At 45.2% G+C, this 21,580-nt stretch carries 19 protein-coding genes and 1 pseudogene; 10 read left to right on the top strand and 10 right to left on the bottom strand.

Translation table 11 applies throughout. The features are described from left to right. Positions 1 to 90 precede the first annotated feature (90 nt). Positions 91 to 1,362 (top strand): IS110 family transposase, encoded by a 1,272-nt coding sequence (locus tag FTX54_RS11560; protein ID WP_338484666.1) that lies wholly within the window; start codon positions 91 to 93, stop codon positions 1,360 to 1,362. A 545-nt stretch (positions 1,363 to 1,907) separates the two neighbouring features. Here the strand turns inward: FTX54_RS11560 and FTX54_RS11555 are convergent. Then, positions 1,908 to 2,276, bottom strand: coding sequence for a VOC family protein (locus tag FTX54_RS11555; protein WP_147805291.1), 369 nt, complete (start codon positions 2,274 to 2,276; stop codon positions 1,908 to 1,910). Positions 2,277 to 2,563: 287 nt separating this feature from the next. Here FTX54_RS11555 and FTX54_RS11550 point away from each other — a divergent pair, with 287 nt between their 5' ends. Further along, positions 2,564 to 3,064, top strand: a complete 501-nt coding sequence (locus FTX54_RS11550; RefSeq protein WP_147805290.1) for a GNAT family N-acetyltransferase — start codon at positions 2,564 to 2,566, stop codon at positions 3,062 to 3,064. Between the two features lie 544 nt (positions 3,065 to 3,608). On the opposite strand, the gene FTX54_RS11545 is transcribed toward FTX54_RS11550, so the two are convergent. Further along, the gene (locus FTX54_RS11545) at positions 3,609 to 4,556 is read right to left on the bottom strand and encodes an EamA family transporter (RefSeq protein ID WP_147805294.1); all 948 of its coding nucleotides are present in this window, start codon (positions 4,554 to 4,556) and stop codon (positions 3,609 to 3,611) included. Positions 4,557 to 4,855: 299 nt separating this feature from the next. On the opposite strand from FTX54_RS11545, the gene FTX54_RS11540 reads away from it, so the two are divergent. Continuing rightward, on the top strand, positions 4,856 to 5,608 hold the full coding sequence (locus FTX54_RS11540) for a DUF2087 domain-containing protein (protein WP_147805289.1): 753 nt from the start codon (positions 4,856 to 4,858) through the stop codon (positions 5,606 to 5,608). Between the two features lie 95 nt (positions 5,609 to 5,703). Here the strand turns inward: FTX54_RS11540 and FTX54_RS11535 are convergent, their stop codons facing one another. Further along, positions 5,704 to 6,036 carry a helix-turn-helix domain-containing protein gene (locus tag FTX54_RS11535; RefSeq protein ID WP_147805293.1) on the bottom strand — a complete coding sequence of 111 codons (333 nt, stop codon included), beginning with the start codon at positions 6,034 to 6,036 and terminating at the stop codon, positions 5,704 to 5,706. 369 nt (positions 6,037 to 6,405) lie between these two features. On the opposite strand from FTX54_RS11535, the gene FTX54_RS11530 reads away from it, so the two are divergent. Further along, complete coding sequence (locus tag FTX54_RS11530; RefSeq protein ID WP_147805288.1) at positions 6,406 to 7,821, top strand: N-acetylmuramoyl-L-alanine amidase; 1,416 nt, start codon at positions 6,406 to 6,408, stop codon at positions 7,819 to 7,821. A gap of 824 nt (positions 7,822 to 8,645) precedes the next feature. After that, on the top strand, positions 8,646 to 9,443 hold the full coding sequence (locus FTX54_RS11525) for a hypothetical protein (RefSeq protein WP_147805287.1): 798 nt from the start codon (positions 8,646 to 8,648) through the stop codon (positions 9,441 to 9,443). A gap of 360 nt (positions 9,444 to 9,803) precedes the next feature. Here the strand turns inward: FTX54_RS11525 and FTX54_RS11520 are convergent, their stop codons facing one another. From FTX54_RS11520 to FTX54_RS11510, 3 genes are all read right to left on the bottom strand, one after another. Next, complete coding sequence (locus FTX54_RS11520) at positions 9,804 to 9,995, bottom strand: hypothetical protein (RefSeq protein WP_147805286.1); 192 nt, start codon at positions 9,993 to 9,995, stop codon at positions 9,804 to 9,806. A gap of 355 nt (positions 9,996 to 10,350) precedes the next feature. Beyond that, positions 10,351 to 11,088 carry a DUF2294 domain-containing protein gene (locus tag FTX54_RS11515; RefSeq protein ID WP_147805285.1) on the bottom strand — a complete coding sequence of 246 codons (738 nt, stop codon included), beginning with the start codon at positions 11,086 to 11,088 and terminating at the stop codon, positions 10,351 to 10,353. A 209-nt stretch (positions 11,089 to 11,297) separates the two neighbouring features. After that, a complete protein-coding gene (locus tag FTX54_RS11510) occupies positions 11,298 to 12,158 on the bottom strand; it encodes an SDR family oxidoreductase (protein ID WP_222706855.1) in 861 nt (286 codons plus the stop codon). 322 nt (positions 12,159 to 12,480) lie between these two features. On the opposite strand from FTX54_RS11510, the gene FTX54_RS11505 reads away from it, so the two are divergent. Then, on the top strand, positions 12,481 to 13,491 hold the full coding sequence (locus FTX54_RS11505) for a GGDEF domain-containing protein (protein WP_147805283.1): 1,011 nt from the start codon (positions 12,481 to 12,483) through the stop codon (positions 13,489 to 13,491). 53 nt (positions 13,492 to 13,544) lie between these two features. Here the strand turns inward: FTX54_RS11505 and FTX54_RS11500 are convergent, their stop codons facing one another. Then, positions 13,545 to 14,249: an L-2-amino-thiazoline-4-carboxylic acid hydrolase gene (locus FTX54_RS11500; protein WP_147805282.1), complete on the bottom strand. Its 705-nt coding sequence runs from the start codon at positions 14,247 to 14,249 to the stop codon at positions 13,545 to 13,547. A gap of 676 nt (positions 14,250 to 14,925) precedes the next feature. On the opposite strand from FTX54_RS11500, the gene FTX54_RS11495 reads away from it, so the two are divergent. The 3 genes from FTX54_RS11495 (at position 14,926) to FTX54_RS11485 (ending at position 18,360) form a co-directional block, all read left to right on the top strand. Next, positions 14,926 to 15,312 (top strand): general stress protein, encoded by a 387-nt coding sequence (locus FTX54_RS11495; protein ID WP_147805281.1) that lies wholly within the window; start codon positions 14,926 to 14,928, stop codon positions 15,310 to 15,312. Between the two features lie 827 nt (positions 15,313 to 16,139). After that, the gene (gene rlmD / locus FTX54_RS11490; protein ID WP_246125727.1) at positions 16,140 to 17,525 is read left to right on the top strand and encodes a 23S rRNA (uracil(1939)-C(5))-methyltransferase RlmD; all 1,386 of its coding nucleotides are present in this window, start codon (positions 16,140 to 16,142) and stop codon (positions 17,523 to 17,525) included. 214 nt (positions 17,526 to 17,739) lie between these two features. Beyond that, on the top strand, positions 17,740 to 18,360 hold the full coding sequence (locus tag FTX54_RS11485; RefSeq protein WP_147805280.1) for a YusW family protein: 621 nt from the start codon (positions 17,740 to 17,742) through the stop codon (positions 18,358 to 18,360). 243 nt (positions 18,361 to 18,603) lie between these two features. Here the strand turns inward: FTX54_RS11485 and FTX54_RS11480 are convergent. The 3 genes and pseudogenes from FTX54_RS11480 to FTX54_RS11470 form a co-directional block, all read right to left on the bottom strand. Continuing rightward, positions 18,604 to 19,491 (bottom strand): annotated as a pseudogene (locus FTX54_RS11480) (IS3 family transposase); the annotation flags it as partial. Positions 19,492 to 19,502: 11 nt separating this feature from the next. Beyond that, positions 19,503 to 19,814 carry a transposase gene (locus FTX54_RS11475; protein WP_147805368.1) on the bottom strand — a complete coding sequence of 104 codons (312 nt, stop codon included), beginning with the start codon at positions 19,812 to 19,814 and terminating at the stop codon, positions 19,503 to 19,505. Between the two features lie 466 nt (positions 19,815 to 20,280). Beyond that, positions 20,281 to 20,565 (bottom strand): hypothetical protein, encoded by a 285-nt coding sequence (locus FTX54_RS11470; RefSeq protein WP_147805173.1) that lies wholly within the window; start codon positions 20,563 to 20,565, stop codon positions 20,281 to 20,283. 483 nt (positions 20,566 to 21,048) lie between these two features. Here FTX54_RS11470 and FTX54_RS11465 point away from each other — a divergent pair, with 483 nt between their 5' ends. Then, positions 21,049 to 21,492 (top strand): DUF6608 family protein, encoded by a 444-nt coding sequence (locus tag FTX54_RS11465; RefSeq protein WP_147805174.1) that lies wholly within the window; start codon positions 21,049 to 21,051, stop codon positions 21,490 to 21,492. Positions 21,493 to 21,580: the final 88 nt, after the last annotated feature.

Genomic DNA, 21,580 nt, shown 5'->3' with positions numbered 1-21,580 from the left:
AATTTCCACTTTGAAAAAACAGGGGCCCCTCGCTAAGATAAGAATAGAGACACGACTCTACTATTCCAAACCTTGAGGAGGGACCTTACTATGAAGTTTAAAATGCAGGACCAACAAAATCAACGGATTGCCCGTATTTCTTCCAGCCACCTGATTATCGGGGTGGATATTGCCCAGCATCACCACGTGGCACGTGCTGTCAATTACCGGGGCATCGCCTTTGGTAAGCCGTTGGCTTTTGAAAACAACGAGGAAGGGTTTACCCGGCTTCTCGACAGGATCGCTGCGTGGAAGGAAGCGAGCGGCTGTACGACCGAAATCGTCGGGATGGAGCCGACCGGCCATTACTGGCTGAACCTGACCGCCTGGCTGAAGGGCCGGCAGATCGATGTTGTCACCGTTAATCCCCACCTGGTCAAAAAGAATAAAGAAAACCGGGATCATACCCAGTCCAAAAGCGATGCCAAAGACGCCCTCGTGATTGCCGACATGGTTAAAAACGGCTATTACAGCCAGATCCATCCCACGTCGGAAACGTTCGACTCGCTCCGGGTGCTCATGGCCAACCGGGAGGTGCTCGTGAAACGGCGCGTTGCGACCATCAATCAGCTGCACCGCTGGGTCGATATTGTCTTCCCGGAACTCCGGGAGGTCTTTCAGGATCTCCAAAGCAAAGGGGCCATCGCTACCCTGCGGCTGTTCCCCATGCCGAAACAACTGCGGGAGCTGGACGTGGCGGACGTGATCCACGGATGGAAAACAGGGATGAAACGTCACGCCGGCCACCGGAAAGCGGAAACGCTGCTTGCGGTGGCGAAACGGTCCGTGGGAAGCACGCAGGCGCCGGAGGCGTATCTCCTGCACCTGGACCAGCTGCTCGAAGAATGGGACCTGGTCACGGCCCAGCTGGAACGGGTGGAACACGAGGTGGCTGCCACCCTGGAGCACGTGACCTACCGCCACTCCTTCCTTGCCATCGATGGGATCAGCGATCTCTCCCTGGCGGGGATTCTGGGGGAAGCCGGTGATATTCGTGGTTTTGCCCATGGTAATGCGCTCTTACGTCATGCCGGCCTGCACCTGGCCGAAGCGAGCTCCGGCAAATGGAAAGGACAAGTGGTCCTCTCCAAACGCGGAAGGTCCCGGCTGAGGCGCTGTTTATACCTGGCCACGCTGAGCCTGATCAAAAACAACGCGGATTTCCGGCACCTCCACCACGTCAATGTGCAGGGCAAAAAGATGAAAAAGATGAAGTCGGTCATGAAACTGATGGGCAAGCTGGCACGAATCCTCGTGGCCCTCGCCAGAGGGGGAGAACCCTACTGTTCAGAGAAAGTCCGACCGCTTCCGTCTGCTGTCTAGGGGGTGATCGTCCCGTCGGCTCATCGAATCATGGCTTATTCGCAGGATGAAAAAGAAAGCACGGAGGACCGGATACCACAAACCAAAGGGCCCGGACCCGTCGTTAAAGCAAAACCGGCCTCCACCCCCTGGCCAGGCATGACAAAGGAATGAGAGGGCATGGACCCGTTGAGACATGGGAGGAAAAGCCTCCAGGGACCGCGTGGAGAAGACGTGCAGGATATGGTAAAAAATGGAGTTTTCGCGACCTCCTTTCTTTCCGCCTGTCTTGGAGCGCCTCCTCTTCCGTTTCTTTCGTTGATCTATCCGTCAGGTGCGATCGAAAAGGGGGAACATCCTGCGAATGAGCGAGTATTTGAGAGATAAACCTATCTTACCGAGGGAGTCTGTGGCTCTTAAGCAAACTTGGTGGTATGAAGCTATATATACCAATAAATCTAAAATGAACTAATTACCTCAAACCGCTTATGCCTGTAACTACGGCTTTTAAAAGGAAGAAGCAGCCTATGCATGAAGAAAACCTTGCTAACAGAATTTGTACTTTGTTATTCGGGAAGAGTCTGAATCATTTCCACCCGGTTTCCGAAAGGATCCCGGAATTCAAACCGCTCGACACCAGGGATCGGTACAGCTTCTAAGAGGAGAACCTTGTTTTCTGTAAGATGCGTTTTCCACTGGTCAATATTGTCGACCTGGTAAGCGAGATGCGATTTTGTAGAGAGACGGTCCACATCATCCTCGGTGCCGACGTGAACTTCAAGGCTGCCTGCCTGGAGCCAGAAACCGCCCCTTCCCTTAAGCGAATCTGGTTTTTCGATTTCTTTGAGACCGAGAAGTTCACAGTAAAACTGCTTTCCTTCCTCTTCACAATTTTTCGGAATAGTAATCTGAGCGTGATGCAGTCCAACGATCATCTATAAAACCTCCTTCAATTCATTCGCTTCCAGTTTAGCGCAATTGGGAGAAAAAGTATATTAGCAAACCGACTCCCCAAGACCCGGAATCCTATGAAAAGGCTGCCCTGAAGATAGAACATCTATATACGGAGAACACCATTTTCGGTTACTGTAAAGCGCCGCTTTCAGCTGATATATTTCGAAAACCGCTTTAAGAGTACGCATTCAAAAAAGAAACGTGTCAGCTGGCCCGGGTGTCAAATTAATACATAGAGTAAATAGTTCAGAGAATGGGGGATTGATCAATGATTGAGGTGAAAGAACTTCATCCGATTCATGCGGAAGAACTGCTTGAGCTCCGGCTTCTCGGATTGCAGGAAGCTCCAGAAGCTTTTTCTTCCAGTTTTAAAGAGGAAAAAGATAAAACAGCTGAACAAACGGCAGAAAGACTGTTATCATCTCATGCCAAAACGTTAGGTGCTTTTTCCAATAGTGTGCTTACCGGGACAGTGACAGTAGTGAAAGGGTCCAAAATAAAGACGAAACATAAAGCGGAGATTGTGGCTGTGTATGTGTGCAAAAATAAAAGGAATCAGGGGATCGGCAGAAAGCTTTTGGAAGAAGCGGTCCAATTTGCAGCAGATGATCCAGATATCGAAAAATTATACTTAACGGTTACCTCAAGAAACCGCGCAGCTCAAAACCTGTATCAGACACTAGGATTTTCTGATTACGGTAAAGATGAAAAAGGACTTAAAATAGACGGGAACTATATCGAAGAACTTTTTATGGCACTGGATTTATAACACAAGCTTTATTGAAAAGAGTGAAGCCTGTTAAGCGGGAAACCAATACTCTTATAGCGATGGAATTCCTTAGTTGGACTAAGGTTTCTAACAGCGGACAGATGAAATTTCTAATTGAACCGGTGTTGAGTCTTTTATCAATAAGGTTATTAATCACGCAAATAAATAATAACGCGGAGGAGATGACGTACGGAACAAAAAGTTTCGTACCTCCAGTGTTTTGAGAAAGCATCAATAGCTTATTTGAAAAAAGAAGACTTTTTCTGCAAATCGAATCTTCTGAAAGAAAATATTATTTCCTAAACACGATAGCGAAATAAAGATTGACAATACAGAAAAATATTTATACGGTTTTATATCCGGTTGTTTATTGTGCCTACAGGTATCACTGCTGTTATTGAGCCGTATTTATATCGGATACGCAGCGGTTCCTTTACTCCCTGCTTGTGCATTTCATTACACTATTAATAAAGCCTCTATCCGATAAAAAGAGGACTGTCCATCGATAATTTGGATTATCGAAATGGAACAGTCCTCTTTTTTACTATCCAGCCTGACGCGATTTTTTAACGTTTTTCTCTTCTGGCAGGCTTGTTTTATTACTAAAAGCAAGCAGGAACGTCATGCCGATAATGCAGACGGTGCCGAACCACTGCAGTCCTCCGAACGGCTCTCCCAGCCAGAGCACCATAGTAAAGACGGCTGAAAGCGGCTCCAGACTGCCGAGCAGGCTCGTTTCCTGAGGAGCGAGGCTCTGCAGGCTTTCAATATAAAACCAGAAAGCGATCATCGTACCAAAGATGACGATGAAAAACAGGTAGGCATACATTTCAGGTGTAAATGCTGCAATGTCGATCTGCCAGGGAGGGTGGATAAAGCTGAGTGCTCCGCCGCCGATGATCATAGCCCACCCGACAACAACGAGAGAATTAAACTGCTTCAGGAGCGGAACTGCGTAAAGGGTATAAAAGGCAAGAGCTGCTCCGGACAATACGCCCCAGATTACTGCTGGAGCAGGAACCGCGAGTGCAGAGAGAGAGCCGTTTGTCAGCAGAAAAAAACAGCCGGTTAAAGCGAGCACTGCTGTGATCGTATCTTTCCCTGTCAGCACTGTTAACCGCCTCACAAGAAGGTAGATAATAATCATTACCGGGGCCAGGTATTGGAGCAGAGTTGCTACGGCCGCGTTTCCATGATGAATGGAAGCCATGTATGTATACTGAACAGCGAGCATGCCGAGCAGGCCGAAAATCACAAGCTGCGTGCCTGCCTTTTTATTTTTCCATACTGCAAAAACTTCAGCAGACCCTTTTTTGAGGGACTGGACGAGGAGAAGCAGCAGGCCCGCAATCAGCAGGCGGACGGTGACAAGCCAGTCGACTTCGACTGCATGCTCCTGAAACAGCCGCTGTGATACCGTGCCTCCCACACCCCAGCAGGTGGCACCGATGATAACAAGCAGAAAACCAGTCGTCTTTGTTGGTTTGTTCAGCAAGCTCTGTCCACCTCCTTCAAATGTTATTATTCTATCTTAAGGCAAAGCGTAGTGTGGAGCTACCCTGAAATCTGAAATGAATAATTTTTCATTTCAGCAGCTTCTGAGGCTGGAGTATCCACTAGACTGAAAATGTCTGACGTGAGCTAAAAATCAGGCTGAAGGGCAGAAAACGGCCGCTGACAGTGGTACAGAGGATTTTTCATGTAAGTAGTCCACCTGTAATTTTATTTTTGTTTGCTAATATACAAACGTAATTGTATAATGTTTATACATTAATAAACAAAGGGGTTTTTATGATGAGGGAATTGTTCTGGAATGCTTCAATTGAGGAAATGGCCCAGGGATACACGTACGAGGAAGAAAAAGAAAGCTACGTTTGTCTCGTATGCCACAGTCAATTTGCAAAAGGAGAAATATTCACGATCGGGAATCGGCAATTTGAAGCGGAGAAGGCCGCGGAAAAACATACTGCGGCTGAGCACGGATCGATGCTGCCTCATCTGCTTGAAATGGATAAAAAATTTACCGGTCTTTCCGATCTCCAGAAAGAACTTCTTTATTTTTTGGGAGAGGGGAAGAACGACAAGGAAATCGTGAATGAGATGGGGGCAGGGAGTACTTCGACGATCCGCAACCACCGTTTCAAATTCAGGGAAAAAGAAAAGCAGGCAAAAGTTTTTCTGGCAGCTATGTACCTCATCCATGCCAGGAAGGATGAAGAGAATGATTTTGTAGATTTTCATCAAGGAGCAACGATGGTCGACGAGCGGTACCAGGTCACTTCCAAGGAGAAAGAAAAAGTTCTGGCTGCTTATTTCGAGGAAGAAAGACTAAAAAGTTTTCCGAGCAAAGAAAAGCGGAAAATCATCGTCCTGCAGCATCTTCTCAACCATTTCACCCCCGGTAAAATATATTCCGAAAAAGAAGTGAATGCAGTTTTACAAGGCGTGTACGACGACTTTGCTACGCTGAGAAGATATTTTATTGAATACGGATTTATGGAAAGAAGCAGAGACTGCGAAGAGTACTGGATAAAAAGCAGCTGAATTCATTTATAGCTGATCCGCTCATAAAAAGGGACCAGGACGATTTATTTTCGTCCTGGTCCCCTTTAAATTTCCCTTCTATGTAAAGACAGCAGTCACCCCTGACTCATTTTCCATCTGCTGAACTCCAGAAAATTGCTGAATTCTTCTTTGGAAATGCCTGAATTCATAGCTTCTCCTACTAATTCCTTCCACTCTTCGTCTAACTCTTCTCCGCTGCTGCCATTAGAAGCAGAAATACCCAGTAAACTGTAAATATCAGTATCCAGAACCGGTGCTACCTTTTCCAGAAACTGCACTGAAGGATTTTTTTGAATATCCCGCTCAATCGTGCTTAAATAGGATTTTGCGACTCCGGCACGTTCTGCCAGCTCGCTCATATTCATACCTTTCTCCAGACGGTACATTTTAATTTTTTCCCCAACCATCACTTGTTGATCGCCTCCTTACACACTTTTTCTTATTTTAACCTAAAAAATACCTTAATGGAGAAATAAATTTGTTATTTTGAAAAAATCGTTCGATATAATGATAAAAAGCATAAAAGACAAGAATTCTTAATGATAAGAAGATTATATATTTTATATATTTTACCATTTTTGAGAGTGTTAATGTTTATAAAGTGCAGAATGTATAAAACACCTTTGAACGGAATGTTTACAGTTTCGAGAAATATCGGGAGTCAACTATACTGAAAAACAAAAAGAAAAGTATCATATACTTTTTATTCATAACTAGTAAAATGAACAGGAATGCGCACTATAATTTTAAATAAACAGGGAGTGGATGAATAACGAATGTTACATAATCGAATACTATTAATGCTGATTTTCCTGATTTTCATGTTTTTGCTGGCAGCACCACAGGTTTCTGCAGGGAATCCTTTTCCGGATGCAGACGAAGAAGAAGTACAGACTTTGTATGAAGACGGGATTATTACCGGGTACGAAGATGACACATTCCGGCCAAACAGGGAAGTAACCAGAGCCGAAGCAGCCGTGATGATGGTGCGGGCTCTGAATTTGGAGACCGGTAATACGTGGACCTCGTTCCCGGATATTACCCGTGAGCACTATGCTGCTGGACACATACATGCGGCGGTGGAAGAAAGCATTATTCAAGGTAAAACAGACGGGACATACGGTGCTGGTGAGTCGCTTACACGGGCTCAAATGGCGGCTGTCGTCTCGCGTGGGTTTGATTTGAACAGTACATACGACGTATCTTTTGTGGATGTCGAATCTGACGGCTATTTCTATAACTATATTTTAAATCTCGCACGATCCGGCATTACAGACGGCTACCCGGATGGCACTTTCCGCCCCGACCGTTCCATTACGCGTCTAGAATTTTCACTGATGGTAGCACGCGCACTGTATCCGGAATACCGGCCTGTAACAGGAGGTGGACCAGAAACGGATCCATCCGAAAGTGCGCCTGACGAAGAATCAGCGATCGGCACCGGAGTGGTAGTAAACAGCGCCACGTTAAATGTGCGGCCGTCTCCGTCAACGAATCAGAGTGCCATCGGCCGGCTTGTGGAAGGTGAAGATGTTGACGTTTATGAACGTACAGGGAACTGGGCCAAAGTAGCAACGGACGACATCGAAGGATACGTGTCCCAGAGCTACCTTGCTGTTGACTATTTTGAACAAAGCAGTCCGCTGCTGGACAAAACGATTGTTGTCGATCCGGGCCACGGAGGAAGAGATCCCGGAGCCGTAGCGAATGGCCTTTACGAAAAAGAAGTTGTCCTTGATGTGAGTCTGCGGCTGGAAGAGGAACTGCGTAAAGCAGGAGCGAATGTGATCATGACCCGCCGCTCCGACTGGTATCCTTCCCTTTCCGGACGAGTTACCCAGGCAAATAATGCGAGGGCAGACATTTTTGTCAGCGTGCACACAAACGCAGCGGTGCCAACACAGGCTTCCGGATCGGAAACCTTTTATGATCTAAGGACTTGGGGCGGAGACAGCTACAAGCTTGCCGATGACCTGCAGACAGAGATGATCGACAAGCTCGACACAGTTGACCGCGGCGTTAAAGAAAATGGATTTTATGTCATCCGCAACACGAACATGCCAAGTGCTCTCGTTGAACTCGGTTTTAAAACAAACGCTCAGGAAGCTGAGAGAATGAAAACGGATCAGTTCCGGGAAGATTCAGCCGATGCGCTGTACGAAGGAATTGAAACTTTTTTTAATGAAAGATAGCTGATAGAAACGATGCATCCCTTGGCTGACAGGGGATGCATCTTTTTTTATGAAAAGTAGGGATCAGCTTGGACCAGGCCGGAGCCCTCATTAAAATGAAAGCAGTTGTTTACAGAAGTGGAAATTAAATATGGTGTCAAACATATAATAGATGTTTTTTTCAAGGCAGTTCCATAATAAAAAAGCAGACAAGAGAAAGAATCTATTGTTATTGGATTGCCTGCGGCCCCTTTTTCTTCGCCTGCCGCGGAGAAAGCATGCGGCTTCCCTTGCGTCCGGGAGGATCTTCCGGCTTTCTTTTTCCGCAGGCCTCTTGAAAAATCGCCCTGGCACTGGCTTCTACCTTAGTACCTTCTTGATTCAACGAGGGGGCTTTCCGTATTAGAAAATGAAAACGAAGCGGAAACATGCCCGTGGAAGAAGGAGATTGGAAGATCCCGCAGGGCGTAAGCCCGAGGAAGCTGGAAATCTCCTCCAAGGCAGGCCTGCCGGGTTGAAGCGATGTTTCTTATATATATAAACAACAGGCTTTAACAGAGCTAAGTAAAAAAATACTCGTTTATTTTTAATTTCGGTGAAGGTTAATAGAAATATAGGGATAATTAAGAAAATAAAAGGGTCAATTAACAGAACAACGGGGAATAAGTAGAAAAAGAAGAAATAACAGAGTCAGGAATTAATAGAACCGAGCTCAAGATAAGCAGAAAATGAACTGTAAATTAACAGAACCTATATCTCCCAAAGGATCTGTAATTTATCCATGCGGGAAATCGACTGATGAAATAAAAAAATTTGTACTAAGAAAATTTGAAAAGGAGCGAGAGATGAAAAAAATTCTATTATCAGCCGGCACACTGATACTTCTGGCCGCATGTAACGGGGAAGATACGCTGGAAACGAACGTGGATGTTTCACCGGTGAGTGAAGTGAGAGAGAGGATGGAGGCAGACTGGGACAGCGGATTGTTTGAAGAAAAAGTTTTTGACTACGAGAGCACTTTTTCCGCAGCTGATTACGAAGGGCAGATAGAAGGAAATGTGCTTTATGACTATCAGAAGGGAGAGGAGGCATCGACCGTGCTGATCACGGCCCCGCATACCGTTACCCAGATGACAAATGAAGAAACACGGCCGGCGCAGATCTATACCGGGGCGCTGATTCAGCTGCTTCATGACTATACCGGAGCTCACGTATTATATACAATCCAATCATCAGCAGACCCTGCGTTTTACGAAGGGGCACCGATAAAAGAAGAGATGCGTGTACTCGCAGAAGAGGAGGAATTTGAGCTGGTTATCGATCTGCACGGAGCTGCGGAATCACGTAATTTCCACGTTCATATTGCGACGGGGGAAGAAGAGTATATATCTCCACTCGAAGCAGAAACGCTGGCGGCTTATCTCTACCAAAATGATATCGGCCGCGTCGTCAAAGATGAAACGGTGCCTTTGGATTACTCCCGTACTCTCGCAGAATTTGCTAGCAGTGAACTGAGCATCGAAGCGCTGCAGCTGGAGATACACGCGGACTACCGAAATCCGCGTGAAGATTTAGAATCAATGTATGTGATAACCCGGGCATTGAGTGAATATATTTTTGAGGCGGACCGTTTACGCAGATAACGTTAAAAAGGCACTCCCGCATCAGCAGACAGCTGGCGGGAGTGCCTTTTAGATGTTTGTGTCACAAAGGACGATTCGAAGTGCACAACATATTTAATTTTTTTTCTGATTTAGCATATTTTTTTCTCAGTTTATCAAGGCGCAGCTGAAGTTTTTTAATTTCGACCGTCTTCTTTTTTCTCGTATACAGGCTGCGGAACCTCGTAAGGAGCCGTTCCTGTTCCTGAATTTTCTTCTCGGTTTTTTCTATGAGCACTGCTGTTTGTATAAGCTCTTCATTTAAAGCCTTGATCCGATTCTGGCTCACATTATTCCAACTTTCTTTATTGAAAAATTAAGTACGATCCCGGCCCGGCTTAACTACAGGACGACGATTTCGTAGTGCTCACTTCCTCCATGCCTCGTCAGCTTTTTACTTAAATCATCAGCCTGTTTTTTACTGGGGAGAACCATTGCTTCTTCAATCAGACTGGTCTGCACGATTTCACTGCTGCTTACAAAAGTTTGCACGAACAAGTCGGATTGGGAGTTTTTGATGACATACTTTTCCATCGGTTATCAGTCTCCTTATAACTTGTTATGACAAGCGTTCTGAATTATTTTTACCCCCCTTTTTTCCTATGCACTTTATAGAACGCAAAAAAAGCTGCAAAGGAAGAAATTCCTTTACAGCTTATCTGGGAGCACTATCGTCTCCGGATTACCACTGATTCTGTAAACTCTCTATTTAACTGTCTTCATTCCTGTAATAAAATTCAATCAACGAATGTGACTTATTTCCAGCTCTTTGTCAGGAAATTACGGTCACGAAAAAATGCTCCTTATATATACATACGAAGCTCCTATTAATATACTAGGAAATTGGATTATAAGCAAGTTTTTTCAGCTGGAAGAAAGCCGGTGCGATCTAATCAGGGTAATCTTCTGTAATAATAACAATAGTACTAAGGTCTTTTTTGAAATTCCAGTCTACAAATATTTCGTCAATCTGAACTCCTAAAATGCTGCTCAGGTTGTCGCTCTCGTTCAGAAGCTCTTTTTCCACATAGCGTTTGGCCACTTTTAAAGAGTTTTCTATGCCCATCTCGATCATTTTTTTCTCAATAGCGACGAGAATGCCTTCCCTTACGACCAGAAACGTCCTTTTGTCTATTTTGACGGACGTACAGGAATCAGGTCTGCGCTCGGCAAGAGAGCTTAAATAAGCAATTTTTTCCTCCAGTGCATCCTTATGAGGAAAATCTTTGACGAGAGAATACGAATATTCGCCGGCATCTTCATAAGCGTAAGGTTTTAAACCGATGAGGATGCCGGTTTTTTTATCGATATTCCAGTCAAAAAAGAAATCGTTGAACGTATATCCCGTAACTTTCTCCACTTCATGACGGATATCTGTTGTGATTTCCTCCATCATCATCTCCCGTATGGAATGAAGCGCATCAGGACCTTTCTCATCCACGATAACTTTTTCCATCGGAGAGAGGAAGCCTTTCAGGAGAATGAGCACATAGTTGTCTGCTAATTTTGTGTGAGCAGCTTCCGGCCCGCGTCCGAAGGAATCTCTTAAAAGGCGGCCGACACCACTGGCTACTTTTTTTTCCTGAGCTGCAGTCGATACTTCCGGTTTCTCTGTGAATTTACTCATGACTTCTCCTTTCGCTGCTTTCAAGCTGAATGAAGGCTAAGTTAAGAATAGACCCAATTGGTTACTATCAATTTTAGCATAGTCTTCCGGTTGGAAAGAAGGAGAGATTTTTTTGAAAAGGGAAAAGTAAGCGGATAATGGCATTGCATATTTCGCTTTCAATAGAAATAACCAGTACTCTTTTCAAGAAAATGCCAGGAGAGGAACGTTTAATCTATCCAATATTGTTTATGATCCTGCGCAAACGTATAAAAAGACCGGGGAGGCCGGCCGAGAAGACGACCGATATCGGACGTTACAGTGCGGGCGCTTCCCATACGAGTTAAAAAATAAAGCATCGTCATCACGTTCGCAAAAGCACGGGAGGATCCGTAGGAAATCTGCTCTTTTCTGAAGCGTAGAAAAGAAGGGGACCGGTACGAAATCGGCCGCTCCAGCACTTCGGAAAGAATGGAAGCCGCTTCTTCGTAAGTGAGCGCTTTGTCGCCTGTCAACGTGTAGACCTTATTGGCATGCTTTTCCGGATGCAGCAAACAATTAGCAGCTGCTTCTCCGATATCCCGAGTGTCTATAAAACTCGTTTTTGCCTTTCCGACAGGCACGGCAATTTCATTCCGGAGGCGGATGTCGTCCCGATGGGCAGTGGTCAGGTTCTGCATAAAGAAACTGGGCCGGAGCATCGTGAACGGCAGCGCCTTTTTCCGAATATACTTTTCTATTTTTCCGTGAGGGGCGATAGGATTTTTTTCGACTCCGAGTAAAGATACAAAAACGACATGAAGTGAAGGGTTGGCTGAAGCAGCGGCATCCATAAATGGAAACATGTCCCTTTTCGGATTAGCCAGCTGCGGAGGACGGATGAGTAAAACCCTGTCAACTCCTTTAAGCGCCTCATTGAACGTATCGGCGTCTGTGAGATCAAACGGCACTTCCTCGTGAAGGGAAGAGATACTCCGTCGATTCTTAACGGACCTTGAACCTGTCACTACAGGGCTGTCTGAACGCAGACAATGATCCAATGCGGCACTGCCGATATTCCCAGAAGCACCGCTGATTAAAATTTTTCCCATCTTTATTCCTCATTTCCTGTGGAATCTATCATGCCGTAAGAATCTTTCAGAACATCTGCTGGCAGGTGTATACAGTTTATTTTCGGCCTTCTTCCTTCCTTTTCCTGCAGGGAAGCGGCTGCATTCCCGGAAATTCGGGAAAGAAGAGGGATAAAATGGAAAAAAGATCATTCAGAAGATAATAATTCACATCTATTGGAGATGACTGGGTTACAGTTGGGAAAGTAGGGTATAATAAAAATATAAGGAAAATATAATAAATGCACAATGTGGCATTTCCATAAAAAATCAGACTGCATTCTTTTTTTAGAAAGGGAAAACGATGAACTATTCCAATACGATGTTTTATCAGCTTGCCGACATCCGCAGACTTCTTCCGGCCGTCTGGCTGGCATTTCTGCTATATACCATTTTTTTCTTAACTTTTGAAAGCTGGTTTTTAGCAGCTTTCAGCGGGACAGCTGCAGCTTTTCTTCTGCTTATACAGTTTAAGTCAGTAATCTCACGCGTCTATACTCTTATTATCGTCATTTTTTTGTTGACGCTGAGTAATGCATTACTAACTTCCTGGGTGCTCGGAAGCGGAAGCGGATTTTACTTTTATCTGTTTATTTTCCCTATATTCGGATGGATCGCTTTCCCGCGTACTCACATGCGCTGGATTATAGGAACTTCCGTGATAGCTTTTTTTCTATCCTACTTTATTCCACCTGCCTCGACGCAGGCCCTGTCCTCCATGACGCTGAACAGTTTGTTTGGAATAAACGCAATTATATTTGTCCTGGTTGTCTCCTATGTCTTTTATCTTTATTTCAACAAAAACAGAGATCTTTTTAATCAGCTGGAATGGCTTGCTGCACATGATCCTTTAACAGGTCTGCTGAATCGGCGGAAAATGACGCAGCTGCTTGAGCATCAGCTGAAGGCAGATAAAACCGGGAGCATACTGCTGATGGATCTGGACGATTTTAAATCGATAAATGATACGTATGGACATGACTCCGGTGACGAAGTATTAACACAGCTCTCAGAAATCATAAAATCGCATGTGCCAGAAGAAGGATTCGCTTCACGTTGGGGTGGGGAAGAATTTCTTGTTTATTTCCCTTTGGAAGATCCGGGAAAAGTGAAAGGTTATTTTGAGCATATGCTGGCTGACTATCAGGCGCACGTTTTTCACTTCAGTGAAAAACCGGTGACAAATTTATCGTTCACCGCCGGAGCGGCCAATCTTCAACATTCGTTGACCTCATCCGTTCTGGAAGCCGATAACGCGCTGTACACAGGAAAATATGAAGGGAAAGGGAGGCTGCAGCATGCCGCTTCGCAGTAGTATCCGTTTTTCCCACTGAAAAAATATAAGCAGGGAATAGGAATCGGCAGTTCCTACTCCTGTTTTTTTTGAAGTTTAAACTTGAAATCACAGACGCCTTCTTTCAGCACATACTGATCGTGATCGACCTCAAAGTCGCTGTTGAATCCCTTCGCAATGGATGGGTCTATCATCTGGCAGTACAAAATGCCATACTCCCCTGTACCGTCGTCAGCCCACTGCTGACCGAACGGGCACCTCGTAAATGTCTGTTCGATAACTTCGGGATAGTGGTTCGTTTCCATTTCAAATAATTCACTGCGTGCCATGTCATAGTTCGATAGATAATTCTCAATGCTGTTATCCTGTCCCAGATGGGCAGCCCGTTCAGCAATGCCTTTTCCTCTTGCTTCCCCGAACGTTCTTACACCTTCACGGATCGCGTCTTCTCCCTGGCTTCCGTATTCATCTACGACTGCTTTTGCCACCTGGGCAAACAGTTTGGCCATTTGTCCGTAAACAAAAGCTTCACTCTGATCCAGCTTTTTGTTTTTGACTGGTTCAGGTATATAGCTTCCGAGTGTATGGGTTTCTCCCTCCTCCGTGGCTCTTACCGCGATATTTTTGGCAAGGTCAAACCCAAAACGCTCGATCCCTTTTTCTGCAAGTGCCTGACCATGTTCTCCAAAAGAATTATATACGGACTTCTCTACGTGAGTAAAAAGCCTCGCGGTTATACGGTACATCGACAATGGCGGTAAAGGCTGTTTTTCAGTCATCGATCCCAAGTCCTTTCTTTTTACAAGTTTTAGATAGCGTCATTGTATCATGAAGCGGGCAGCTTCTCTTCCTTTGCTTCTGACTTATATAGCTTCCGCCTAAGACCAGTAGATATTAATATTTACTTATATTTTTTCTTCAGCTGCCTTGAAAATAAAGTAGATAATCGATGAACGTGCGCTTTCGTTTCCATGGGGGCGCGCCGGCCTCAGCTAATCCTGTCCTCTCTGTAGTCGGGCGGAGTGGGGCTCGTCCTTCATCGCCCTGGAGTCGCCCGATGTGCCTTTCGGCTTACGGTAAAAAAATACAGAACAGCATCTGCGTGCTGATAAAGAAAACCCCTGCGTGAAAATCAGTCATCCATCTGTATAAAGGGGGAGCTCCATTCCTATAGAAGGCTATTTTCATGTCTCATGTTACAGCGATCCTGCGTGAGTGGCTCTGTTAATGGTTCGTGTCATAATTTTAAAATACCTGCGGTTCCTCTAAGGCAAGTCTGCGAATGGAAGACAACAAAAGCGGCCACTCCAGAGCCTTTCCTTTAATTTTTTCACCCGGATTGCATGGTTTACAGTCCGCACGTATTTGATTTGAGTTAGTTTAAATTTCGCTTTAAGTGGAAAGAGATTACTATAAGAGATTTATGCCGTAATTATAAGAGGAGGTAATTATAGTATGGCAAAACGAGTAATTGGAGCATATGAACAGGAATCCGAAATTATAGAAGCAGTGGAACAATTGGAAAAGCAGGGCTATAAGCCGCATGAGGTTTTACTTCTAGCTAATGAAAGCGATAAGATAAGCTGGCTGCGAAAAGAAACAGACAACCCTGTGGATTCTGCGGGAGGTCATACGATGTCAGATGAGGGAGAAGGACTTTCCTTCTGGGACAAAGTCAAAGAATCATTTAAAGGAAACATTTCTTTTCATGGTAAAGATCTGGACAACAGTGGTAAATCATTGGTTGAATATGGATTGAGTTCCGAACAGGCTAATACGCATGAAAAGGAAATACAGGAAGGAAAAGTGCTGGTTCTTGTAGATGCAGATGTTGATGCATAATGCAGAGCTTTAGCATTTTCTGATTAATGACTGTTCAGGATCCCAAAAAAGGTCTGAGCGATAAAAATGGAGCTGCCCCCGTTAGTCTGAAAACAGACGCGGGGCAGCTCTTTTTATACACTGACGCTAATGTTACCACTGGAGCAGAATGATTATTACCGTAGTATAATAAAGTATCGTAAAAAAGACCGGAGGATTTCTGAACTTCGGACCAAGGATAAAAATCACTCGCGATAGTAAAACGTACTTAAGCCTTTTTAGCATTGTTAAAGCCGATTTCCGTATGGATTACGGGAAGACTTAAAAAAGTTATTTTTTATGAAATCTCGCAACGTTTGCAGTGGTTTCAACATTTTTTTTCATCTGGTAAGCGTTTGCTTCCAACCAGCCGTTCTCAGGCACTTTTCGTTACCGGCAGTTTTGCTTTATATTAGGAATGGACGACGGTGGCTGTTTTTGCTAACCTTGCTTCTGCGCTGCATTTTTACGGATGGCCGAATGCAGGACTGGCATTCAGCTGTAATGCTTGCTGCAACAGGAACAGCATTGTACTGTTAAAAAAGACGCGCTACAGCCGATTTTGTGATCGGAGTACTGGCAGCCGGTTGGATATCACTGCCGCTCGTTATCCTGGAGCGGGTTCCACTGCTTTTATTATGATCCAGGGCTGGAAGGCGCACAGTTTGCTGCAGCTATAAACCGAGTAGGAATAACACGCCGTAAACGTTTTGGAAAGCAGAGGAAGCTTTCCGGAAAAACGATATCATAAAATTGAGGGCAAGCAGCTTTTTGACTATTGACTGCACAAAGAGAAAGGGGAAAAGGAATTGACTTCTGAAACGAGGAAAGCCACCATTCATGAGCTGGATTATAAAGGAGCCGGCCGGGCAGAGGTGTGGCGTGAAAACGAAAAAGGAAACTTGAAAAAAATGAAGCTTACCATTCCGCAGACGCTGCCGGGAGAAGAGGTGCTTGTAACGGTGCCGACACGGAAACTGAAGCGGTGGCGGACCTATGCCGATGAGATTGTTACGACTCATGAAGAGCGGATAGTCCCGCCGTGTCCCCATTTTGTTAAATGCGGCGGATGTGTCTGGCAGCACTGGCAGTATAAAGGACAGCTTCGTGAAAAAACGAGCTATGTAAAACAGGCATTGAAAAGCGAGGACTTTGATCCCGCTCTCGTACGGGATACGATCGGCATGGAGGAACCTTGGCAGTACCGGAATAAAATGGAGTTCACGTTTTCTCCCGATGGCCATATGGGTCTGATGGAACAGGGTAACTTCCGCAATGTGATTCCTCTGGAAACGTGCCTGATTGCAGGAGAAGAGATGGTAGATGCAGCGATGGAAGTTGCTGCATGGACGAAGGAACACGGTCTCGAAGGGTATAATAAAGAGGAGCACACAGGGCTGCTCCGTCACCTGATGGTCCGCCAGTCTTTTGCGACAGGTGAGATCATGCTCGGCGTGTTTGCGACAGAATCACCGCAAGGGCCGCTCGCGGACGCTGTCGATCAGCTCGTAAAACGAATTGAAAACAAGTTTCCGCAGGTCAAGAGCATTATGTGGCTTGAAAACCGGGACTGGGCGGACCGGACGCAGTCTGAAAAAACGCACCTGCTCTCCGGACGCGATTTTATTTACGATGAGATGGCCGGCTACCGGTTCCGCCTCTGGTTCGATACCTTTTTCCAGACGAATCCGACCCAGGCACAGAAGCTCGTTGATATCGCACTGGAGATGGCCGAGCCGAAGAAAACGGAAAAAATGATGGATCTTTTCTGCGGTGTCGGAACGTTTTCGCTTCCGTTTGCCGACAGAGTCGGCGAACTTGCCGGAATTGAACTGGTTGAAAGCTCGATTGCTTCTGCAAGAAGAAATGCGCAAGAAAACGGGGTAAACAATACGACGTTTCTTGCCAACAGTGCAAGAGAAGGAATCGAAGAGATGCTGGAATCGTTCGGACGTCCGGAGCTGCTGCTTCTGGATCCACCGCGTTCCGGAGCAGGCGGCAAAGTGATGCGCAAAATCGGGCGTGCCCAGCCGGAGCGGATCGTCTACGTTTCCTGTAATCCGGACACGTTTGCCACGGACATCAAACAGCTCGAAGTCTTCGGCTACGAACTAAAAGTCGTGCAGCCGGTCGATCTGTTTCCGCAGACCGTGCACGTCGAGTGCGTGGCCAGGCTGGAGAAGAAGGAAAATTAAAATAGGCGTAAGGGACATGGTGTAAAATCATGTCCCTAAATAATGCAGACTTTTTATTCAGCTGCTCCTCCATTAAATTTTACCACTTTCATTTACCTGTTTTTAATGTTCGTGCAAGTTAAAGAGTCAGCGATTTTCTTTATTATCCTATGTTTAAAATGATATATCGATGGGAACGCTACAAAAGCAGTTCATTTTGAAGGGATGATTTCACATGAAAAAAACACTACTATCGAAAGCTGCAGCTGCGCTTGCATTAACACTTGCTGCCTGCGGGGCAGAAGACAACGGCAATAACGGTGGAAACACAAATGCGGACACAGGAAACAACACCGCTGCAGAAGAAAATAACATGAGTGCAGAAGAAAACAACGCAACGGAAAATGACGGTGCGGATGAAGAAGAAACCGATAACGCAGAAATGAATGAAACAGAAAACAACTCGAATGAAAATGCGGGTAATAATACCGCGGATAACTCCGGAAATGAAGAAGCATCCGGAGGAGAATGGTACGAAGATCTTAACTTTGCCCAATTCGAATTGGATGCAGAATACAGTGAAGGCCAGTACGAAGCTGAATACGAATATAACGGTGGCAGCCCGGAAGGTCAAATTGAAGATTCCCGCGGCGGAGAAGAAGTTGAAATGGAAGGTCAGGAAGCTCTGGATGAAATGGAGACTCCTTTAACAGAGCTTGATCTGACAGAAGACAGCTCAGAAGAAGAAACGATGGATCAAGTGATTGCTGCTTTTGATTTGGAAGAAGATTATGATGAAATGGATATAGAAATTGAATTCATGGACGATGAAGAAATCGAAGCAGAAGATGAGTAATTAGATTAAATCAGCCGTTTTTATACGGCTGATTTTTTTATTGTCAGATTAGCCTTTTGTCCTGCTGTATTTATTTGGTAAGCTGCCGTTTTGTATTTCGATCATCCGGATTTGTATAAGAAACATGAGTGGGAGGGGGTGAATAAATAGAACTTGTGCTTCTGTCAAAAAAGTGGACAAAACACGGTCACCTTTTTTCTGCTTTTGTTCCTGTTTTTCCCACTCTGTCCACGTTTCCCGCTTTTATCCAGATGGAAAGCTGATCGATGAAAGTGTCTGTCTTTTTTTCTCTCGTTCAAAGGCGGCCGGGGTCTCGTACCCGAGCGTGGAATGCAGCCGTTCCTCGTTATAAAAGTGCACATAGTCCGCGATCAGCTCCCGGGCTTCTCGTTTGCTCGGCAGGTCCCAGAGGTAGAGGAATTCCTGCTTGAATCCCGAAAAAAAGGACTCCAGACAGGCATTGTCATACGGGTCGCCTCTGGCACTCATACTGATGGTCGCTTTCACTTCCTGCAGGACGTTCACGTAATCCTTGGCGGTGTACTGCGAACCCTGGTCCGAGTGATGAATCAGTCCCTTCTCCGGCCGGCGACGCCCGAGGGCCTCTTCCAGGGCCTGTTTTGACAGCTCCGTTTTCATATGATCCTCCAGGCTGTAGGCCAGGATCCGTTTGGAGCACAGGTCCAGCACCGGGTTGAAATACAGCGCCCCTTCGAGGGTTGGGATGTAGGTGATATCCACAGCCCAGGCCTGATCCAGCTCTTTCGGGCGAAAAGCACGTCCCAGTTCATTGGGATATACCTGTCCGTGAGCGGAAGCTTTCGTGGTGCCCACCCGTTTCCAGCAGCGGCGGGACGCAAGCCCGAGCTCCTTCATCCGGTTGGCCACGGTCTTTTGGGAGACGATCCATCCTTCCTGGATCAGGCGGGCATGGATCCGCGGGCTGCCGTAGGTTTCGCGGCTCTCCAGAAAGAGCCGACGGATCGCCTGCTCCAGTTTCCGCCGCCCGCTTTCCCTCGAAGAGGGACCTTCCTTCTTTCGTTTGATGTAGTCATAATACCCGGAACGGGAGACCCCGAGAACCTGGCACATCTTCGTCACGCGGTGTTCCTCCGCGTGCTCCTCGATAAACGTAAACCATGCTACTTTTCCGGGTCCTCCGCGAAGATGTGCAGCGCTTTTTTTAAGATATCATTTTCCTCTTCCAGCTCCCGCCGCGCTTTCTCGGAAGCTTCCAGCTGACTGCGGTATTCCGTGGCGGTGAGGAGGCGCTCCTGGTCCGTCTTTTTTGCTTTTTCTTGTTCTTCCTTATACGTTTTAATCCATCGCATGAGGGAACTATAGGAAATGCCAAGCTCCCGCTCCAGATCCGCCGGCTTCCGTCCATCCTGCACGACCAGTTTGGCAACATACCGGCGGAAGCCTTTGTCGTAATGATTCTCTCCTTTCGGCATCCGTGATCCCTCCCTGCTTTCTGTTTAGTAGCTGTTATTCTATCATGAACACGTGTCCACTTTTTATACTAACTTCAAAACTTCGGCCTGAATTAACAGAACTGAGTCAGCAATTAACAGAACCACCATTCCTCCGCTCCTGCCACACCTTAGAAACTGTGCAATTTTAACCGTTCAGCTTGAATAAAGCCGGCACCCGGATTTTTGCCTCAATAAAGCGAAGCGGATATGGCCCGATACTTCCAGCCAGTCCCGTTGATATAAAAAAAGCTGAAGATTTTCTCCACAGCAGGATGTTCCGGTGATTATCTTCATATTAAAAATAGATGCATACTGAAAGTCATTTCAGACAGTTGATGCAACCATATAAAGACACAGCGTTCATGAATACGTCGGTATAAATCATAAAAAAAGGCTGTCTCACGTCTATTACATAGACTTGCGAGACAGCCTTATTCATTTCTGCTTACTCCACAGAGGAAGCAATTTTTTCTATAGACGCTTTGACAGTCGCTTTATCTCCGCCGCAGTAGAACGCGGCCAGCAGTTCATAGGAAGTGCGCAGATCGATTAAATAACAGTCGTGCGTTTCTGTGTTGTAAACAAAATGGCTTATTTCGTCTTCTTTGGAACCATCGAGCACTTTGTACTGTTCAAGATCAAATAACTCCCGCATACCGCCTTGAGCCAGATCCATAAATTCTTCTCTTGATACCTTTTTTTGAGCAGTAAATAATTTTTCTACATTCATTCTAAAACCTCCAGCATATTTAAATCATCACAAATGTATTATAAAGGATGGAACATCTTTTACAAAACAAACGGGTTTGATTTAATGAGAAAAAAAGGGGAATAGAAATTAAATTCACGAGCAGTTTTGACGAACGGAAAAAGCGGAAGGCAAAAAAAGAAGTCATAAAAAACGACAGACCGCTTGTCAGTAAAGGGATCTATAAATAATGAAAAAAATTCGGCGGATTTTTAGGAGGTTCTGCTTTTCCCTTTTGTAAAAGACGGAATAATTCATGGTACTTCGAGTCCTCTTTCACGATATGAAAAAAGTTGAACTGGGAAATTAACAGGAAACAGGGATTTTCCAATAGTGGGAGGAAGAATTTTGAACTTTGTTGAATAAAAGAATTGAAAGAGTTTTTGATTACCACTTTCATAGCCGCAGTTCCTGTTAGAGGTATTCACGATCAGATTTAGTCGAACCTGGAGGGGAGGGAACTAAATGAAAATCGGTAATGGGAATAGTAAAATGCCAGAGTTGTATACAAAAATTTTAAACAATAAGTTTGTAACGGTATGCATTCTGTTTACCGTTATTACTCTATTAGATACCATACCGATTCTGCTGGGATTATGGCCGGCTAAAATAGGAGAAGGACCGTATATTCACTTATTGGGCCGATTTATCCTCCTTTCTTTACTGGTGAATGGGCTATATATTTTCGATACTTTGAGAAAAAGGATAAAGTCAAAATTATTATTATATATAATGACGTTTATTTTAACCTGGGCTATTCTTTTAGCTTATGTTTGGAGCAATAGTCTCTTTACAGAACTGCACCCGGATGCCTTTATCGACGCATCAATAAGCTATGCCTTTATGTATCTTCTATTAGGGATAATTATCTTCATAGTAAATAAAGTAAAAAAGAATTCGGAGAGGTAGGCTTTTATATAGTTAACTGAAATCCCTTGTACTTAAGGATATTAATAAGAGGAACTGCAAATTAGAAGCGGCTGTGGGAAAAATTTTA

Source organism: Alkalicoccus halolimnae (genome assembly GCF_008014775.2).
In the GTDB taxonomy this organism is placed as follows: domain Bacteria; phylum Bacillota; class Bacilli; order Bacillales; family Salisediminibacteriaceae; genus Alkalicoccus; species Alkalicoccus halolimnae.
Note: the sequence above shows the minus strand (reverse complement) of the source record. Positions and strands in the feature narration are given on the sequence as shown.